The sequence below is a fragment of the Legionella sp. PC997 genome (genome assembly GCF_014109825.1).
In the GTDB taxonomy this organism is placed as follows: Bacteria; Pseudomonadota; Gammaproteobacteria; order Legionellales; family Legionellaceae; genus Legionella.
The window spans coordinates 2,688,657-2,708,364 of record NZ_CP059576.1; the positions used below are offsets into that span (position 1 = coordinate 2,688,657).

Genomic DNA, 19,708 nt, shown 5'->3' on the forward strand with positions numbered 1-19,708 from the left:
TCCGATGTTAAATTGACAAGTATTTATAGCCTGCATCAAGCTTTAATCCAAATTACAAATACTTGTCAATTCAGCATTGAAAAAAACATTTGCAGTAAAAGTAACCAGTTTTTTCGGATTAAATATTATCACATTTGTTTTTTTTGTATATAAGATTACTGCTATCTGTTGGCATAATTCCAACATTGGAAGATTGGACATAATCCACAGTGCGGATGAAATTTTTCAGTAAATGCGCCACATAGCACGGGTCTTGGTTAATACAAGACCCCGACTATAACTTAACTTACAAAGGTGAGTTTATCTTTGATTTCTTTAGAGCTTGTGACCGTCAATGCATTACTTGTATCTTTCATGACCTTAAATAAGGTATTAGGTTTCTTAACCTGCACAACTGCAAGATAAGGCTTGCTCTCGGCAATATTTTCTAGCTCGGTCCCAACCACTTTTTTATCAAGATACTTTGACGCCTCTTCTTTATCCTTAAATAGGGTCAAGTTAGACTGGAATGATTTTTTAATTGTTTTAGTACTTGGAGTGATGCGGCGAACATTGGAGGATTTGTACTTAACACATTGTACGTTTTGACCGACTGCAAACAGTCCTTGTACATCTTCATTTACAATACCCAATTTTTTGGAAATTTTTTCATCTTTTAACAGCAGGTTCACTTTTTCTAAGTGCTCCTGGGAAAGGTTACGTAAATTCAGTACTGATTTTAAATCGAGATAGGATACTAATATTTTCAGGACTTCATCCGGTAAAATGGCTAATAAACCATTTAATTTCACTTTTTCCATCGGTTTATTTTTTGATTTCACCAACTTACTCAGCACGTCAATTAATTTCATGTTCACCTCGTAATGTACAAAATAAGTACAATTATATCAAAATTAAATTAAGTTATTATTAAGCAAGTAAAATTGGATTCCAGGACAAAAATTACGTTACTTAATATTGCCTTAAGAAAATTTAATTAAAATACACTTAATCATTATTCAAATATTCATCAGATAATTGTTGCGTGTCTGTACTGAATGGAGGACTGGTAAAACTTATTAACTAAATCAATAGCAGATTTTTATGTTGAGATAGATATTTAAGTGAATCAGTGCTTTTTTTTTGTATCGGCTACTCCGAAATAGCAGTTGCATAAAACCCATAGATACCTACCAATGGCTTCCACTTCCTATTAGCAACTATACGTTGCCATTAGCACTGAGAAACCATAAATCTCATCTCAATTTAATATTTAACCGAATAATTTTTATAAAGGTATTAAAATGGCTATACGTTATTTATCGTTTGATTTTGATGGATGTTTATTTAATTCAAATTATGTTAAAGCAGACCATGGTGGATTTACAAAACATCTTGGGGATGCTGTGCTAATCCACAACAGAGCTTTCCTCGATCAAATTAAACTCGAAAACGCTGATTTTGATGAGGTTTATGCGTTGATTGGCTCCAATAGACAATCCTATGAGTTGGATTACGCCAATATGGGCAGTCGAACCACATTTAAAGGGTCATGTGTTCCTGCGATTAAAACCATATGTGAAGATTTGGATGTTAAGTTTAATCCATTTCTTATTGCTGATGTGACAGCAAATCTTCCTCATGGAACTTCCTATAATTTAATTATGCAAGAAATTAAGGACAACTCCTATTTTGAGGATCCTAAGCAAAGCCATGCTACCTGTGATATGGATGACACCAAAAGAAGCCTTCTATTTGCTCAGGTTCAAAACGCAGCTGCAAAACATCCTCAAGAAGAAATTATTTTTGATTTTTTTGATGACCGAGATGATATTTTATATGGATTGTCTGATCTTTTTAAGAACCACCCCCATTTGCTTCCTAAAAATGTAACTTTACGCCTTAATAAATACACAGGGGCAGATGTTAATCTCTTAACCTCACTCAAGGGAACAGGAGAGCTTTATTCAGATTATTGCGAGCATGTAATTAACATGTTAGAGGCGAGTAGTAATTGGAATGTATTCGATGAATATTTAGCAAAAATACAAACTGGAGTCGGCGAAACATCTTCCATAGACGTTACAGAGGTAACAGCAGAAAATCATTCTAACATCACTGAACTCGCTGAACCTTTAGCATCAGTTGGACCAGAAATGGCCACCGTTGAATTTACGGAAACCATTGACGAAACCGAAGAACTACCTAAAGAAAAAGAAGCCACTGAGATGACCTCTGTAGACTACCTGGATACATACGACCTTTTGGAGAAGTATCTGGAAGGAGCCGAGACAGATTCTTATGATTCTATTAGTGATACTTCCGAGTCTACCTCAGATGACAGCGATATTGAGTTTGACATAGAAAATGGCTCAGAAAAAGAAACTGAAGCGCAATCTTATGCTTTAGGTGATCTCTCTTTTGATGACTCAAATAAAGAGAACAGTCCTGAGTTGGTTGAAGCTCATAGTATAGAAAATCACGCCGGTATAGGTAAACCAATTGTTGCGGCTGAAACTGCCACGAGTCATTCGAATTCAGCAATCGAACAAGCGGGAACGAGCGCGATTAGGACACAGGAGTTAAATCTAAATCCAGCAAGTAATCCTGGACGTAATCAGTATGCTTTTCATAAGCCAGCCCAAATCAATAGAGCGCCAATGAAGCTGCCCACAGACAATTTGTGCAATTCCAGTTCTTGCTTAGTATCTTAAGAGTTAATGGCTCATCTTTCTTAATGATGTTTCACGTTATGGTGAAACATCATTAATTCTCTTGGCAAATCTCAAACGGAAAAAACCAATATTAAAACTACTGGATATACGCCGGCTTACCCATGATATAAGTTGCTTTACCTAAAGCCACAACAATTTAAAAAAATTACTTACTTTTATTTTTGGATCCACATTACTTTAAAAAATACCAACCAAAACAATGAGCATGGAGAGTAATTTTCATTCACTCATCTATACTCAAAATAACCCAGTCATATTTTTATTTGCAGGATGCAATCTGGGCTGACAAAAAAGGAGTTTTTTTATGAAACTTAATTACTTGGTTGCCCCGCTCATCTTAGTACCACTTTGTGTCTTCAGCCAAACTCATGATGATGTTACCACGTTAACCATTTCACAAAATCCGGAGAATAAAAACAGTCAAGTTCTCACCTACTCTAATGAGGCAGATAATTTAAAACAAAATAAGTCGTTCACTCGCAGCATGGATTATCCAACGCAAATTATTCGTATGGAAAAAAATATAGAAAATCAGCAACTCTCCTGCGATGAGGTGAATAATCAAATTGATAAAATCTTAGTACAACATATAGTGAATGAACAATTTACTTATGCTATTTATATTAGTTGTTATTATAACCCACAAACCAAATTGGCGACCCAATTTGTTATCAGCAGTTATTTTGATCCGTTAAGTGATGAAGCCATTGCTTATTTAGAATCCTACCTCAACAAATACAATGGTACTAATTTGTTAGGAACACAATATACGATTGAGTCTGCAAAAGGTCTCATCATTTCCTTAGATATTGCTGCAGGAATGAAAAAAAAACCCAACAGACCTCCTTTTACAGAATATAGAAAAGACCATAGTAACTTTTTTTTCAAAAGCAACTATGAAATGAAAAACAAGCTGTTTGGTGATATTTATCAAAACTTCTTCACTCAAGACCCAGATAAAATACTTCCTTTTCTAGATAAATGGATTTCTTCTCACGCCAGCTCCTTTTATAAAGCGGTCTTAAGAGATTCGAATTATGTTGAATTACAACCTGAAAAAATTTTCCTCATGGAAAATGACGAAATATTTGTATCGAACTTTAAACAATATTTTGCACATTTCTGCGAGCCCTATGAAAATCATAGATGCTTGAATCCAGCAGGAAAAATTAACAATGAGGATAACGACTCCACAGTAGCTTCTTAAATTATGAACCCGGGTTACAACCCGGGCTCCTTATGCTACCCAAGTGACAATAATTTTAACCCAACTCAGGTTCATATGGAGATACTTTTCTGGGTTTTAACTCACCCTGTTCTTCGGCAATTGCTTTATCATTCACAATTTTGGTCACACATGCATCAGACCAAACATTTAACGCAGTTTCCAGCATATCAATTAAACCATAAAAAGGTAAGATAACACCCATAAGGACAATAGGAACATTCATACTCGATAGTAAACTAACGCTCAGAAAGAAACATCCCATGGGTACACCGGCATTACCGATGGCCGCTACTGTAGCAACGAATATCCATAAAACCATAGTGCCATAAGAAATGGGCATACCATGACTCTGCATTAAATAAATTACCGTAGCAAAAATAAAGGCGGCGCATCCGTTCATATTAATACTAGTGCATAAAGGTAAAACAAAACGGCTTACTGAGGGCTTTACTTGCAAATTATTTTCTATAGTATTCATGGTGACCGGCAAGGTCCCTACTGAGGACTTAGAGAAAAATGCTACTGATAATGCAGGAAGCATAGAACGCATTGCTGCAAATGGCTTCACCTTATTCGTTTTTAACCACAGAGGTAATATTACAAAACCTTGAATGAGGTTTGCTAAAACAACAATCAATAAATACTCACCTATCCCTTTAATATCCATTCCTGAGCGCAACTGTACAACTGTGGAAGTAATAAAACCAAATAATCCCAATGGAATAATGGTGATAATCCAACGAGTCATTACCAAAAACATCCCATGAGCACCACGGAAGAATCGCGTAATCGTTTCCCGAGACTCCTCCTCAGGAATTTGACGCACTGCAATACCGATAATAATACTTAAGAACAGTACTCCTATTACTTGCTGTTCGAGAAAAGGAGATAATAAATTGGTAGGAATAATATTTGCCAAATATCCTAAGTAACCCAAACTACTTGCTGATTTGACTGTTTGCGTATCCAAATTAACCTGGACAGTGCTGGGTTGGATTAAAATATAAAGCAAGCAACTAATCATGGCAGCCACTATAGTCGTAGAAAAAGTATACTTAAGTGTTCGCTGCCAAATTTTCTTCATGAATCCATCGGTCTTGTAATTGGCTAGAGTTACAATGATAGAAAGAGAAATAATAGGCAAGCTAATGCATTTAAACAGCTTAATAAATAAATCAGAAATTAATAATCCTACCTCTTTTAAAACAACGATATTGGACATCCCGCTAAAGATACCTAAACCAATCATTAATGCATAAAGCACAGGAGTGCTGAGGAGGAGTTTTTTTTGATGATGTGCTGCACACATGTTAATAATCCTTAAAAATCAATAAAGTAAAAAATGAAAAGATTAAATTAACAGCAACAACAAGAAACGAGTTTGAAGTAAGCAAGAGTTGAGCGATGAGTTGTTTGCTTGGAGTGAGTCACCATAAAAACCTTATATTTTCTGATCAAAAAATGCGCAATTAGAGATATTCTAACACATCATACTTGTTCGTCAAGAGATTTTAGAATCTGCTGATCCATCAGTCAACCAATTCAAGACAATTGATTTGTTGCTTGAAACGGATGATTCGGCGATAAGCATCCTCTATACGTTTGGAAGTTATTTTTTGCTCGAAAACCAAACGTTCAATTATCTCAATTACTGCTGGTGCCGTAATTTTTGCTAATTGGTTTGCAAAGATCAGCATATCAGTCCCCGCATTGATTGTAAGGCATAAGGCATCCTCAAGTGAATAATGATCGGTAATTGCTTGCATTTGCAGGTCATCTGCAATGATTACTCCATCGTAGCCCATTCTTTGGCGCAACAAGCCGGTTAAAATATGGTGAGATAACGTTGCAGGTAACCCCTCATCATCCAACTGCTTATTTATCACATGCGCGGTCATGATCATAGTTGGATGATAAACATCTCGGACAAGCTGATAGTAAGGGACTAACTCATCTTCATGAAAGGTATTGGTAACATCTACAAACCCTTCATGGGTATCACCTAATGCACTGCCATGACCTGGGAAATGCTTATAGCAACATGCAATACCATACTGCTCGAAAACTTCCACAAATGCTCTGGCCAAACGAACTACTTCCTCAGGATCGCCTGAAAAACTACGTTGTAAATTACCAATAATCCCCTGCTGATCTTGCAAATGCAAATCAACAACGGGTGCAAAATTAAGATTAAAACCCAATGATTTTAATGTATATGCCATTTGCGTCAACTCAGCCTTCAAATCCCCAGGGGATAATTGGCCCATGTTGTAGGCATTCATAGTCGGCATGCATCCTTCAACTCGAGACAAGCGATCAATGCTTCCTCCTTCATAATCTATGGCAATTAGTAAAGGCAACCCGTTATTTTTGAAATCGACTTCTGCCGAATGGTAATAATAATTGAGTTGATGAGTTAGACGTTTGATTTGGGTTTGGTTTTTTAAATTCTTACCGTAGGACTTTGTAGAAGCATCCTGATCAAATAATAAAACACCGCCTAATCCATCTGAAGACAGCCATTCCGCTATAGGACTCTTGGCATGTATATCACAACCGTCAAATCCCATAACTAACATCTGACCAATTTTATTTCTTAGAGTAATCATCAGTCGCTCCGTCAACAAATAAGAAAAAAAATTTCTTAAAGAATAGTTGATGTTGTAGTAAGTGAATCATACACAAAGATAAAAATTAATGCCATTTATATCTTTTTTGGCGGTATTGCTGGGATATCATTAAAATCACAACTGCAATTACCTGGGGCATTAGGAGGAAGAGGAACTAATGCAAAATCACTTGAATAACAAACGGTCACGTTCCAAGCTGAATCCCCAGGGTTAATGGTATTAGGTAAGGACCAATAATTTTTGGCAAGATAAGTTTTACCCTCATCACTTTGCCAAAAAATTGGAGAAAAACGAGCTTGATACATTAATTTTTGGCCCGGCTCACAAGGAAATGTTTGGCGTGTCCAGGATTTTCCAACTGGAACAGTAATTGTGGTTAAAATTTTAGCGCTCACGGCATCCATTACATCTACAGATACATCATATTTGATCCAACAATTATCTTTAACGAGAGTGTAATAACAAGTAATCTCCGCCCAAAGCGAGCTTGAAGAGATGAGGCTGGAAATCAAAATAAAAGTTCGTACTAACATAATTCAATCCTTTTACAGAACGTTTCACCGCTTTCTTTTCAAAAGTAAGAAAATCTGCAAACCAAATAGTAAAGTCTTTAGGTGCCTATTTATTCATAGTATATACAATAACGATTATAAGTTACGAATAAGTTACAAATTTAGGTCAATACAGGGTTGATTTTATTATCCGACCTGTATAAGCTTGCCCGAATTGGGAGAGATGGCCGAGCGGTCGAAGGCGCACGCCTGGAAAGTGTGTATACGGCAACGTATCGAGGGTTCGAATCCCTCTCTCTCCGCCAAATTTGATAAAAAGGCGCTTAATTCATCATCGAAGTGTTTGTTGCTTTTTTATATTTAATATTCCCATAGGTGCTTTTGCAGTGATGGAACTGAAAATCCTGATTTGTGGGTATGCAAAAGTATGATTATGAACAATTCATTTAGGGATATGGCATATGAAATTAATTGTAATAGGAATTTTATTATCATTTAATGCGATGGCTGGCGATTATTTCCCTAAACTAACATCACAAGATCAACCATGGTCTGTTACTGCTAGCGCTGGCACAGGTACTTATCAGGTAACATCCTCCAGAGATAAAAATGTCCCCATAGGTCGATTAGCACTGGCCAATGAAATGATGCTGGCTGGCAATATTGCATTAGGCTTGGAACTAGGACTGCAAACGGGTACTCGAATAAAGCTTAATATGCCCCAAGAAGCTTTTCATGCTCTGAAAAGATGGATTCCTATGCAAACCACGCTTGCTCCTACCTTGGATTTATTAATTACATCTAAAAGTGATCCTCTGGGAAATAGTTCTTTTTTTGCTCAACTAAAAGGTGGGCTTGCCTATAGACATTGGCGAGACGAGCGGGTTCCTCTTAATGATATTTCCCAATTAGCAGGTGAAATACAAGCAGGTTTTGGTTATCCAATTAGTGCTTTGGCCAACTTAAGCTTATTATATCAAGGAATCTTCAGTGGCAATGGACCCAATTTTCATTTTGAAACCTACTCCAAAAGAGAACAATTATCTAATATCCCCACCTTACATGCCGTTCTTTTAGGATTGTCTGTTAATCTATAAAGATAGTTGTTCCTAAAGGCAAATGCACCGAAGCTACAATAGACTATAATGTAATCAAAACGGATCTACTTCTCTATCGAAGAGTAGCATGGAGTACTATTATGAAAGAACAACATTACGCCTACAAAATCACTCACGGCACAACCAGTTTAAATTGTCCTCATTCCGCCCTGAAAAACGATAAAATGGTGGACCTATTAAAAGAAATAGAACACCAACATAGTGACGGGATATTTTGGATATTTAAACAATTTGGCGATCAAGCTCAAGAACCCCTGTGCATTATAGACTGTTCAAAAAAACGAATTTACTTTCATTATTCCGGCGAAGTCGAAGACTTAACGGATGCTATAGCAAGTTTGAGCCATTAATTTGCTCTCCAAGATAGACGAGAAACATTTCAAACCAGAGAGTTTAATATTTTTTTATTTTGAATTAATCTGATACAAATCAACTCTAGACAAATGAGAGTTTTTTAGTCACTATTCCAGTCGATTTTATCATGAAAAGAGAATAGTTATGTCTTTAAAAACTAAAATAGTTGTTTTAAATTTGATTCTGTTCAACTTATTGCCCAATGCTTATGCCGTTTCTTCAGCAAGGCATGCGGAAAGTGACACCGCCCTTCAAAATGCTGTTTTATTCTATATTAACAAATACCGGCAGCAACATGGCTTATCCAAACTTACAATGGATAATAATATTGTAATTCAAGCAAAACAACACTCCCAGGATATGGCCAACCATCGTATGCCTTTTGGTCATCAAGATTTTGGAAAACGCATTAAAAAACTACGTTCACAAATTAAAAATACTGGCGGTGGTGCCGAGAATGTTGCGTACAACTATAAAACTGCTGAAATTGTAGTGAGCCAATGGGTCAAAAGTCCAGGCCATAGGAGAAACATTGTAGGAAATTATAACTTGACGGGTATAGGAGTTGCCCGTGATAAACAGGGCAAACTGTACTACACCCAAATTTTCTTACAAACAGGAAAAAACCCTAGAAGTTACACAACAAGAAGACCCTACATAGGCGTTCCCTTCTTTGGCATTAAACGACATAGTTAAGTGAGAAATTAAACCCTGTAGCGCAGCAAAACCGTGTACCCGCGTAATTAAATCTGAGTTTTGCTTCGTTCCACCGCGGTTATTGCTAAAGTCCGCGTTTTATTTTCTACATGAATTCAATAACCTAGTTAAACCGTTTTTAACTTTAACGAAATCTTTGCAAAAAACCAGCAAAATCATGTGGCATTAACACTGAGAGTGGCCTATCATAAAACCATAGACAGTACACATTGTTCAGCCAACATTATTTACTCTGGGAGCCAGATTGAGAGTGCGGTGAGCAAGCTTAGCATGTACTAAGAAGCCTAAAACACTCCAGAGGAGTCCACCTTGGTAAAAGGACTGTACTCAATCTTACTGTCTATCCCAAATTCCAAAAAGGGCGTATTAAAATAATATGCCCTTTTTTATTTACTCCTGAAAACAAACTATGCCCTTATGCCCACAACTCAGAACCGATACCAGATGGTAGGTACTTACAATCTTATAATCATTCATTATCAGTTTGATTGCCTTTTTTCACCTATAATTACTATAATCAAACACTTAAAGCCTGAGTTCGTATTATAATTAATACATACTATAAAATGGACTTAGATTATATGGATCTTTTATTGCTCTTACTTATCCTGTTCTTTTTCACTTTATCCTTTGGATTAATAAGATTTTATGATGATTTATCAAGGAGTGAATTATGAGCTTGTATTTAATCTGTGGAATTATCGCCTTCGGCTTGTTAGTTTTTTTGTTAGTTGTATTATTCAAACCTGAATTATTTTAAGCCATGGATTCAATTAGACATGGGATGGACCCTTATGACAAAGCCTGGTTTGCTACAAATTGCATTTTACCTACTTTTTTTGTTGTTCCTTGTAAAACCCTTGGGTTGGTACATGGCACGAGTGTATCAGGGCCGTCCTTGCTTTTTAGACATTCTATTAAAACCTTTCGAACACTTAATCTATAAGATTTGCGGCATCCATGCTCAAGAAGATATGGGATGGAAAACTTATTTAGCAAACATGCTTTTCTTAAACTTATCAGGATTACTGGTTGTTTACCTCGTGCAACGTCTTCAATTCTATTTGCCATTGAATCCTCAAGGATATCACTCTCCCTCGCCTGATCTCGCATTTAATACTGCCATAAGTTTTACCACCAATACCAACTGGCAAGCTTATAGTGGGGAAACGACAATGAGTTATTTAACTCAGATGTTTGCACTCACAGTACAAAACTTCATTTCGGCCGCCACAGGGATGTCTTTATTAGTTGCATTAATACGGGGCATCATAAAGCACGAGAGTAAGGGGTTAGGAAATTTCTGGGTAGATACCGTCCGCGGAATTCTCTATATCTTATTGCCTTTGTCGCTGATTTTTGCACTTATTCTATGCTCTCAAGGTGTCATTCAAAATTTTAAACCTTTTCAAAAAATTACCCTCAGTCACCCATTTACCTACCAACAGCCTGTAACAAAAGCCATGGGACAAGCATTAGATAGCCAAGGCAATCCCAGAACAATACCGATAACCGTAACTGAGCAAATCATACCCATGGGGCCGGTAGCATCACAAATTGCCATAAAGCAGCTCGGTACCAATGGTGGGGGTTTTTTTAATGTCAATTCGGCTCATCCATTTGAAAATCCCACTCCATTGAGCAATTTTTTGGAGATGGTAGCAATCTTACTAATTCCTGCAGCTTTTTGTTTCACCTTTGGCACCATGGTGCATGATAAAAGACAAGGCTGGGCAATCTTAATAGCCATGTCCATTTTGTTTGTTCCATGTTTACTGTTTGAAATTGTAGTCGAGCAAAAAGGAAATCCTGCATTTCACCATCTGGGGATTGATACTACTCCTCAATCTGAATTTTACCCCGCTGGGAATATGGAGGGCAAAGAGACCCGTTTTGGAGTTGTTAACTCGGCAATTTGGGCAACAGCTACCACCGCAACTTCTAACGGCTCTGCCAACTCCATACTGGATTCATTTACCCCTCTAGGCGGAATGATCCCTTTGTGGATGATGCATTTAGGTGAAGTTAGTTTTGGAGGAGTGGGCTCTGGATTATCTGGAATGCTCATGCTGATCATCCTCACTGTATTTGTTGCCGGGCTAATGGTGGGCAGAACCCCTGAATACCTAGGTAAAAAAATTGAACCTTATGAAATGAAAATGGCTTCAATTGCTGTATTAATTATGCCTCTTATTGTCCTCATAACGACCGCGTATGCTTCTGTAACTCACGTTGGTGTAAACTCCATAACAAATCCCGGCGCCCATGGTTTTACAGAAATACTCTATGGGTTTACTTCGATTGGGAACAATAATGGCAGTTCTTTTGCTGGCTTAAATGCCAATACCCCTTTTTATAATATTGTTGGTGGTATCCTCATGTTAATTAGCAGATATTGGCTGGCTATCCCCGTTCTTGCCCTTGCTGGTTCGCTGGTTAAGAAAAAACGTATTCCAAATAGTTTAGGTACGTTAGCCACTCATACCCCCCTCTTTGTTACTTTATTAGTTTATATTGCGATCGTTCTAGGGGCGTTGTCCTTTTTACCCGCTCTTGCTCTTGGCCCTATCGTGGAGCATTTGATGCTTTGGGGGAAATATGGCTACTAAATCAAAGTCCATTTGGGATTTTAGTATTATACGAGGTGCCTTACTTGACTCTTTTTACAAATTAGCACCCCATGTTCAAATAAAAAATCCGGTAATGTTTACAGTTTATATAAGTTCAATTATTACCACGATTCTCTTTATACAAGCATGCTTAGGCAAAGGTGAAGCACCAACTTTTTTTATTCTCGCCATTAGTTTGTGGCTTTGGTTTACACTCTTATTTGCCAATTTTGCAGAAGCTATGGCAGAGGGTCGTGGCAAAGCTCAAGCGCAAGAGCTACGACGAGCACGTCATGAAATTCAAGCTAAAAAATTGGCAAAGGCATCTAAAAATGCAAAATTTACCATAATTCCCTCCGTGAAATTACGTGCTGGGGATCTGGTCTTGGTTGAAGCAGGTGATTTCATACCGAGTGATGGGGAGATTATAGAAGGAATTGCCTCAGTAAATGAAAGTGCCATCACTGGCGAAAGTGCGCCTGTTATTCGGGAAAGTGGAGGAGATCGTAGTGCAGTAACAGGAGGTACACAAATTATTTCTGATTGGCTTATTATTCGCATCACCTCTAACCCGGGGGAAACATTCTTAGATCGGATGATTACCCTAGTTGAAGGAGCAAAAAGACAAAAAACACCCAATGAACTCGCATTAACTATTTTACTTGCAGCATTAACTATTGTTTTTTTAGTGGTTTGTAGCACTCTACTTTCTTTTTCGATTTATAGTGTCTCTGTAACAAAATCAGGTTCAGCAATTTCAATCACGGTACTTGTTGCTCTTTTTGTTTGCCTTGCTCCCACAACAATTGGAGGATTACTTTCTGCTATTGGCATTTCAGGTATGGATCGAATGATTCAAGCCAATGTCATTGCCTTATCAGGACGAGCAGTTGAGGCTGCAGGTGATGTCGACGTTTTGATACTTGATAAGACAGGAACTATTACTTTAGGTAATCGGCAGGCAACAGAGTTTGTTCCTGCAGAAGGTGTGGATATTAATGATCTAGCCGATGCAGCCCAATTCGCCTCACTTGCTGATGAAACTCCCGAAGGCCGCAGCATTGTTATTCTTGCTAAAAGAAAATATAAGTTACGTGGTAGAACTCTTGCCCCATTACAAGCAACATTTATTCCATTCACCGCACAAACTCGGATGAGTGGCGCAAATATCGGCGATCGACAAATTCGTAAAGGATCATCGGAAGCAATCGAAGAATACATCAACCAGTTAGGAGGATATGTTCCTGACAACGTGAAAAAAAATGTGGAGATTATTTCACGACAAGGAGGAACTGCACTGGTTGTTACAGAAGGCCCAAAAGTTCTAGGCATTATTCGTCTTAAAGACGTTATTAAAGGTGGAATTCGAGAGCGTTTTGCACAACTAAGGCAAATGGGAATTAAAACCATCATGGTAACTGGAGATAATCCTCTAACGGCTGCCTCAATTGCTGGTGAAGCTGGAGTAGATGATTTTCTAGCGAATGCAAAACCAGAAGACAAACTTACATTAATACGTAACCTACAAGCTCAAGGTCATTTAGTTGCAATGACTGGTGATGGAACGAATGATGCACCGGCACTTGCTCAGGCAGATGTTGCTGTGGCAATGAACACGGGAACACAAGCAGCGAAAGAAGCGGGTAATTTGGTCGATCTGGATTCAAACCCCACTAAACTAATTGAAGTAGTAGAAATAGGAAAGCAATTATTGATGACGCGCGGTGCTTTGGCTACGTTTAGTATTGCCAATGATATCGCTAAATATTTTGCCATTTTACCGGCCGCCTTTGTAAGTACTTATCCTGTGCTCAATGCATTCAATATCATGAATCTTGCAACTCCCCAGACGGCAGTGTTATCCGCTGTAATTTTTAATGCAATAATCATTGTTCTTCTTATACCTTTAGCTTTGAGTGGTATTAAATACCGACGTCTTCCTGCCGCAGAACTTCTGCGAAATAACGTATTCATCTATGGATTAGGTGGATTTATAGTTCCTTTTGTTGGAATCAAAATAATCGATCTAATCTTAGTCGCCTTAGGTTTAACAGGATAAAAAATGATTAAAGAAGCTCTAAAACAAATAAAAACAGCTTTAATATTTCTGCTCCTTTTCTCTTTAATAACAGGTTTAATTTATCCTGCAGTAGTTACTGCATTAGCTCAAATATTTTTTCCTTATCAAGCAAATGGCAGTTTATTACTGGTTGACTCCAAACCGATTGGTTCTGCATTAATTGGACAATACTTTGATGCACCCGATTACTTCTGGGGACGCCCTTCTGCCACCGTTCCATTTCCTTATAACGCAGCTTATTCTTCTGGATCAAATATGGGGCCTTCAAACCCAAACTTTTTGGCAATCGTAAAACAACGAGTCTCCAAACTGCAGCAATACAATTTGGAAGATCCAACGATGATGAAAAAGCAACTTGTTCCAGTTGATTTAGTTACTGCATCGGCGAGTGGCCTGGATCCGGAAATAAGTCCGCTAGCAGCCTACTATCAGATACCGCGGATCGCTAAAGCACGTCATATTTCAGAACAAGAAATTCAAAAATTAGTGAATCAATTAATAAAAAAACGTACCCTCCATCTTTTAGGAGAGCCACGAATTAGTGTGTTGGAGCTCAATTTAGCATTGGATCATATAAGGACAAATTAATGACAGATAAACGCCCGGATCCCAATGCATTATTACAACAAGTTATCGAGGAAGAGCAACAAAAGCAACGTGGTAAGCTCAAGATCTACCTTGGCGCGGCCCCAGGAGTAGGAAAAACTTATTCGATGCTTCATGAAGCAATGGGAGAACAAGCTAAAGGATTAGATGTAGTAGTAGGTATTGTCGAATCTCATGGGCGTATTGAAATTGAAGAACTACTTAAAGACTTCATCGTTTTGCCTAAAATAACCATTGAATATCACGGTAAACAATTACAGGAATTTGATCTGGATGCTTCTTTAAAAAGAAATCCAGGATTGATTCTTATCGATGAAATGGCACATACCAATGTAAGCGGTGTACGGCATAAAAAACGCTGGCAAGATATAAAAGAATTACTCCACCGGGGGATTAATGTCTATACCACGCTCAATGTTCAACATATAGAGAGCCTCAATGATGATGTCTCACAAATTATTCATGCACCGATCCAAGAAACTGTTCCTGATGTCATGATAGAACGAGCCAATACCATTGAGTTAGTTGACTTAGCACCGGAAGATTTATTAAAACGTCTTTCTGAGGGCAAAGTTTACCTTCCCAGACAAGCCCGACTTGCTGCTGAATTTTATTTCCGTAAAGGCAATCTAATGGCCTTACGTGAATTAGCATTACGCACTCTGGCAAAACGGGTAAATACACAGGTACTTTTATACAGACAAGGTCAAGGCATTAAACATATCTGGCCAATCATGGAAAAGATCCTCGTTTGCGTGGGGCCTGGTCCGGAGTCGCATAAACTGATTCGAGCAGCAAAAAGAATGGCCTCAAGTTTGCAGGCAGATTGGATTGCCGTATATGTAGATTCGACCCGCACTCAAGTATCGATAACCCAACGAAATCAAGCCTTAAAAAATTTATTTTTTGCAGAGCAGTTGGGAGCTGAGACTCATATTTTAAGGGGTTATGACCTCGTTAAAGAAATTATTAATTTTTCCCGAGAGCAAAATGTCACCTTGATTATGATTTGTAAACAGATTCGTACTCGTTGGAGAAATTTTTTCTTTCGTAGTTTGGCAGATGAAATTTTACGTTACAGTGGTGAAATAGATGTTTATACCATGACCGAAAGGGCAAAAAAATCAAGAAAGAAATCGTTGGCCACACCCATGACCTCCTGGCTCTATTACGTTTTATCGACCTGTATTGTTGCAGTCACAACACTCATTAATTATTTAATTTATCCTTTAGTTAATGATACAAGTTTAACCCTAACTTATTTAATTGGAATGACGTGTATTGCTTTATTAGGACGCGCTGGTCCTGCAGTTTCAGGAATTTTTCTCAGTATTTTAGCGTATAGTTATTTCTTTATTCCACCCTATTATAGTTTCTTAATTCTCCAGTCAGATTATTTTTTCACCCTCGTTATGATGCTTATTATGGCATTAATTATTTGTCAATTAACCTTAGTTACTCGTCGTCAATCAGAAGTTGCACGTCTTGCAGAATATCAAACTTCAGCTCTGTATACTTTAAGTCGAAGATTATCCAGAACGCGAGGGATCGTCCGCTTGCTTCGTACTGGGATTAATTATATTTCAGAAATTCTTCACTGCGAAATCATCGCCCTATTACCAAAAAATGGCCGTCTTGTTGTTCGTGCAAGAGCAAAATCGCATCAAGAGTTGGATGAAAAAGAATACAGTATTGCTCAGTGGGTATTCGAGTTAGGGCAAAAAGCTGGATGGGGAACTGATACCCTCTCGTTTTCTAATGCACTTTTTATTCCATTACTCGGCGCACGAGGCACCATGGGCGTTTTAAGAGTCCAACCGTCTAAGGATAATGATTTCACTACACCGGAAAAAATACAACTCTTAGAATCATGTGCCAATCAAATTGCTTTAGCTTTAGAAGTGGATAGTTTGCAAGAGGAGCAAAATAAACCCACTACTTCCTCACTATGAGGTTCTAATAGTTATAAGTGAAGCCTGAATTCAGCGACACCCGGAAATTCTACAACACTAGGTTCTGCTATGCTGCACTGACTACAATTTCTGTGTTACTCATTATAACTCTGGAAAATCATTCTAAATTACAATAGGATAAAGAATATTTAGGTAAAAAGGATTTACCATGATGATCGCAACTCTATTGGCCCCAGACAATGAAACTCGGGTAGCCATTACTCCTAATTCAGCAAAGCACTTAATTAAATTAGGCTTTGATGTTGCCATAGAACAAAACGCAGGGCTTGCTGCCGGTTTCAAAGATCAGGATTACGAAGAGCTTGGTGCCAAGATTTGTGATAAAAAAACCATACTCAAACAAGCCAATATCCTTTTTTGTATTAATGAGCCGGATTCCAAGAACTTAGAAGGCTTATCACCAAACGCATTGATAATAGGTCATATTGATAATGATCCCGAAAGCAAATTAATAACATGGTGCAAGGAAAAACATGTCACATTACTTTCAATGAATCTTATTCCGCGCATCAGTCGAGCGCAAAGTATGGATAGCCTCTCGTCGCAAGCAAATTTAGCGGGTTATAGAGCGGTTTTAGAAGCATGCGCTGAATTTCATCGGGTTATTCCCATGATGATGACGGCTGCAGGGATGATTCAACCCGCTAAGGTACTTATTCTTGGTGCGGGGGTCGCGGGTCTACAAGCCATCGCAACGGCCAAACGTTTAGGTGCTGTCGTGTACGCATTCGATGTACGGCGAGCAGCGAAAGAACAAGTAGAAAGTTTAGGCGCTGAATTTATCGAAGTAAGCCAAGATCAAGACAGTGAAACGAAAGGAGGCTATGCTTCGGAAGTTAGTGAGGAGTATAAAAAACTCCAAGCAGAACTTATTGATCAATATGCCAAATTATCAGATATCGTCATTTCCACTGCCTTAATTCCTGGTAGAAAAGCCCCAATATTAGTGTTTAAAAAAACTGTAGAACAAATGAAACCTGGATCAGTAATAGTGGATCTCGCGACTGCACGAGGAGGAAATTGTGAAGTCAGCGTTCTTGATAAAACTATAAAACATGGGGAAGTTACCATTATAGGTCTCAGTAACCTTGCCGGACTTGTTCCAGCTACTGCCAGCGAACTTTATGCGAATAATCTGGTACATCTTATCAATCTTTTAGCGCCGACTCCTCCGGAAATCACATTAAATCACAATGATGAAATTATTCAACAAGCAGTACTTTGTCATCAAAATCAATATTTACCATTTCAGGCAAAAAAGGAGATACAAAATGCATGAGATTAATACATTAGGTGATCCATACATTACCATCCTCACTATTTTCGTTTTGGCCTGCTTTGTTGGGTATTATGTGGTGTGGAAGGTCACTCCAGCCTTGCATACACCCTTAATGTCGGTAACCAATGCGATATCCAGTATTATTGTTTTAGGGGCCCTAATTGCTGCTGGAAGCGAGTTCATTGGAGACATCACCTGGATCGGTGGTTTAGCAATATTTATTACCTCAATTAATATTTTTGGTGGATTTGTGGTAACCCAACGCATGTTACGTATGTATAAAAAATAGGTAATCGCTCCTCAAGGTGTCAACTAGAGAGATTTATTCAGCACGGGGCTTGTTACCGGACTGGTGCAGCTAAGTCCTGGGATTCAAGACTGCATTTTCTTAAGTTGATTTAATAGGGTCATTACACATAAATAGTTAAGGATGATTTCTCATGACAACCCTGGTTCCTTTATTTTATCTCTTATCGGCTGTGTGTTTTATACTCGCGTTAAAAGGCTTAGCCAGTCCTGCGTCTGCAAGACGAGGAAATCTGTTAGGGATTGCAGGAATGATTCTTGCGGTAGGTTCCACTTTAATGATGCCAACGACTTATCATCAGCCCTTACTCATTAGTTTAATGATTGCAGGAGGCATTATTGGAACTTTTATTGCCTATAAAATTAATATGACTGCAATCCCTCAGCTCGTTGCAGCATTTCACTCTTTGGTGGGAATGGCAGCAGTTCTAGTAGCTTTTTGTGCCTTTTTGTCCCCTACCTCGTTTCATATTGGCGTCCCAGGCGCAATTGCCAAGGCAAGTCTAATCGAAATGAGTCTGGGTTTGATAATAGGAGCTATTACTTTTTCAGGCTCTGTGATCGCCTTTCTCAAATTGCAAGGAATCATGTCGGGCAAACCCATCAAACTTATAGGTCATAACGCGATTAATCTTCTTATAGCCTTAGCCATCCTTGGTTTATTAGTCTTATTTTTTATTAACCAAACTCTCACACTGTTTAGTATCATGGCAGGGTTGGCTTTTTTAATTGGTGTATTACTTATTATTCCTATTGGAGGCGCCGATATGCCCGTAGTTATATCCATGCTGAATTCCTATTCAGGATGGGCTGCAGCAGGTATCGGATTTACACTCAGCAATCATTTACTGGTTATTACCGGTGCTCTAGTGGGGGCAAGTGGGGCGATTCTAAGTTATATTATGTGTGTTGGAATGAACCGTTCGATATTTAATGTTATCTTTGGAGGCATTCAGTCATCAGCAGCTAATTCACAAATAAACACAGGAAATGAATCACGAACGGTACGTCAAGGTAATGGTGAAGACGCAGCATTCCTCTTAAGTAATGCTAAAGATGTAATTATTGTTCCGGGGTATGGTATGGCGGTAGCACATGCTCAACATGCGGTCAAAGAATTAGTTGATGCGCTAGAACACCGCAACATTAAAGTTCGCTTTGCAATTCATCCAGTGGCTGGCCGAATGCCTGGCCATATGAATGTATTGCTTGCAGAAGCCAATATTCCCTATGACAGAGTTTTTGAACAAAGTGAAATTAACCGAGAGTTTGCAAGCTGTGATGTAGCTTATGTAATAGGAGCAAATGATATAACGAACCCTGCAGCAAAAACAGATCCTAGTTCACCCATTTATGGAATGCCCGTTTTAGAAGTAGAAAAAGCTAGAAACGTATTATTTGTTAAACGAAGCTTAGCACCCGGCTATGCGGGGGTAGAAAATGATCTATTCTATCATGATAATACCTACATGCTTTTTGGAGATGCCAAAGCAATGACTGAATCTATTGCCAAATCTTTAGAAACGTTATAAATCGATATAAAGAGTTGCCTGGGAAACCTAGTTGAGTTATATGATCTGAG

General features: G+C 38.2%; 17 protein-coding genes and 1 tRNA gene. 14 read left to right on the top strand and 4 right to left on the bottom strand.

Going from position 1 to position 19,708, the window contains the following annotated elements; translation table 11 throughout:
* Positions 1 to 281: 281 nt before the first annotated feature.
* Entirely contained in the window at positions 282 to 851 is a 570-nt protein-coding gene (locus HBNCFIEN_RS11565; protein ID WP_182391233.1) for a hypothetical protein, read from the bottom strand.
* A 432-nt stretch (positions 852 to 1,283) separates the two neighbouring features.
* Here HBNCFIEN_RS11565 and HBNCFIEN_RS11570 point away from each other — a divergent pair, with 432 nt between their 5' ends.
* Positions 1,284 to 2,693: a hypothetical protein gene (locus tag HBNCFIEN_RS11570; protein WP_182391234.1), complete on the top strand. Its 1,410-nt coding sequence runs from the start codon at positions 1,284 to 1,286 to the stop codon at positions 2,691 to 2,693.
* Positions 2,694 to 3,018: 325 nt separating this feature from the next.
* Positions 3,019 to 3,921, top strand: coding sequence for an Lpg0189 family type II secretion system effector (locus HBNCFIEN_RS11575; RefSeq protein WP_182391235.1), 903 nt, complete (start codon positions 3,019 to 3,021; stop codon positions 3,919 to 3,921).
* A 55-nt stretch (positions 3,922 to 3,976) separates the two neighbouring features.
* On the opposite strand, the gene HBNCFIEN_RS11580 is transcribed toward HBNCFIEN_RS11575, so the two are convergent.
* The 3 genes from HBNCFIEN_RS11580 to HBNCFIEN_RS11590 form a co-directional block, all read right to left on the bottom strand.
* On the bottom strand, positions 3,977 to 5,251 hold the full coding sequence (locus HBNCFIEN_RS11580; RefSeq protein WP_182391236.1) for a dicarboxylate/amino acid:cation symporter: 1,275 nt from the start codon (positions 5,249 to 5,251) through the stop codon (positions 3,977 to 3,979).
* A 220-nt stretch (positions 5,252 to 5,471) separates the two neighbouring features.
* A complete protein-coding gene (locus HBNCFIEN_RS11585; RefSeq protein WP_182391237.1) occupies positions 5,472 to 6,551 on the bottom strand; it encodes a glycoside hydrolase family 3 protein in 1,080 nt (359 codons plus the stop codon).
* Positions 6,552 to 6,646: 95 nt separating this feature from the next.
* Complete coding sequence (locus tag HBNCFIEN_RS11590) at positions 6,647 to 7,105, bottom strand: hypothetical protein (protein ID WP_182391238.1); 459 nt, start codon at positions 7,103 to 7,105, stop codon at positions 6,647 to 6,649.
* Between the two features lie 196 nt (positions 7,106 to 7,301).
* On the opposite strand from HBNCFIEN_RS11590, the gene HBNCFIEN_RS11595 reads away from it, so the two are divergent.
* The 12 genes from HBNCFIEN_RS11595 to HBNCFIEN_RS11650 all read left to right on the top strand — a co-directional run bounded on the left by HBNCFIEN_RS11595 (position 7,302) and on the right by HBNCFIEN_RS11650 (position 19,658).
* Positions 7,302 to 7,389: transfer RNA gene (locus HBNCFIEN_RS11595), tRNA-Ser, on the top strand.
* 156 nt (positions 7,390 to 7,545) lie between these two features.
* The gene (locus HBNCFIEN_RS11600; RefSeq protein WP_182391239.1) at positions 7,546 to 8,181 is read left to right on the top strand and encodes a hypothetical protein; all 636 of its coding nucleotides are present in this window, start codon (positions 7,546 to 7,548) and stop codon (positions 8,179 to 8,181) included.
* A 101-nt stretch (positions 8,182 to 8,282) separates the two neighbouring features.
* On the top strand, positions 8,283 to 8,552 hold the full coding sequence (locus tag HBNCFIEN_RS11605) for a hypothetical protein (RefSeq protein ID WP_182391240.1): 270 nt from the start codon (positions 8,283 to 8,285) through the stop codon (positions 8,550 to 8,552).
* 148 nt (positions 8,553 to 8,700) lie between these two features.
* Entirely contained in the window at positions 8,701 to 9,252 is a 552-nt protein-coding gene (locus HBNCFIEN_RS11610) for a CAP domain-containing protein (protein ID WP_182391241.1), read from the top strand.
* A gap of 694 nt (positions 9,253 to 9,946) precedes the next feature.
* A complete protein-coding gene (locus tag HBNCFIEN_RS17860) occupies positions 9,947 to 10,033 on the top strand; it encodes a potassium-transporting ATPase subunit F (RefSeq protein ID WP_220471025.1) in 87 nt (28 codons plus the stop codon).
* A 34-nt stretch (positions 10,034 to 10,067) separates the two neighbouring features.
* Entirely contained in the window at positions 10,068 to 11,882 is a 1,815-nt protein-coding gene (gene kdpA, locus HBNCFIEN_RS11620) for a potassium-transporting ATPase subunit KdpA (protein WP_182391242.1), read from the top strand.
* Positions 11,872 to 13,941, top strand: a complete 2,070-nt coding sequence (kdpB, locus tag HBNCFIEN_RS11625) for a potassium-transporting ATPase subunit KdpB (protein ID WP_182391243.1) — start codon at positions 11,872 to 11,874, stop codon at positions 13,939 to 13,941. The genes kdpA and kdpB overlap by 11 nt, the downstream gene beginning before the upstream one ends.
* 3 nt (positions 13,942 to 13,944) lie before the next feature.
* Positions 13,945 to 14,550 (top strand): potassium-transporting ATPase subunit KdpC, encoded by a 606-nt coding sequence (gene kdpC / locus HBNCFIEN_RS11630; RefSeq protein ID WP_182391244.1) that lies wholly within the window; start codon positions 13,945 to 13,947, stop codon positions 14,548 to 14,550.
* Positions 14,550 to 16,520 carry a DUF4118 domain-containing protein gene (locus tag HBNCFIEN_RS11635; protein WP_182391245.1) on the top strand — a complete coding sequence of 657 codons (1,971 nt, stop codon included), beginning with the start codon at positions 14,550 to 14,552 and terminating at the stop codon, positions 16,518 to 16,520. The genes kdpC and HBNCFIEN_RS11635 overlap by 1 nt, the downstream gene beginning before the upstream one ends.
* Before the next feature lie 169 nt (positions 16,521 to 16,689).
* On the top strand, positions 16,690 to 17,820 hold the full coding sequence (locus tag HBNCFIEN_RS11640) for a Re/Si-specific NAD(P)(+) transhydrogenase subunit alpha (protein WP_182391246.1): 1,131 nt from the start codon (positions 16,690 to 16,692) through the stop codon (positions 17,818 to 17,820).
* Positions 17,813 to 18,109 carry a proton-translocating transhydrogenase family protein gene (locus HBNCFIEN_RS11645; protein WP_182391247.1) on the top strand — a complete coding sequence of 99 codons (297 nt, stop codon included), beginning with the start codon at positions 17,813 to 17,815 and terminating at the stop codon, positions 18,107 to 18,109. Before HBNCFIEN_RS11640 ends, HBNCFIEN_RS11645 begins: the two co-directional genes overlap by 8 nt.
* Positions 18,110 to 18,260: 151 nt before the next feature.
* Positions 18,261 to 19,658, top strand: coding sequence for an NAD(P)(+) transhydrogenase (Re/Si-specific) subunit beta (locus HBNCFIEN_RS11650; RefSeq protein WP_182391248.1), 1,398 nt, complete (start codon positions 18,261 to 18,263; stop codon positions 19,656 to 19,658).
* Positions 19,659 to 19,708 lie beyond the last annotated feature (50 nt).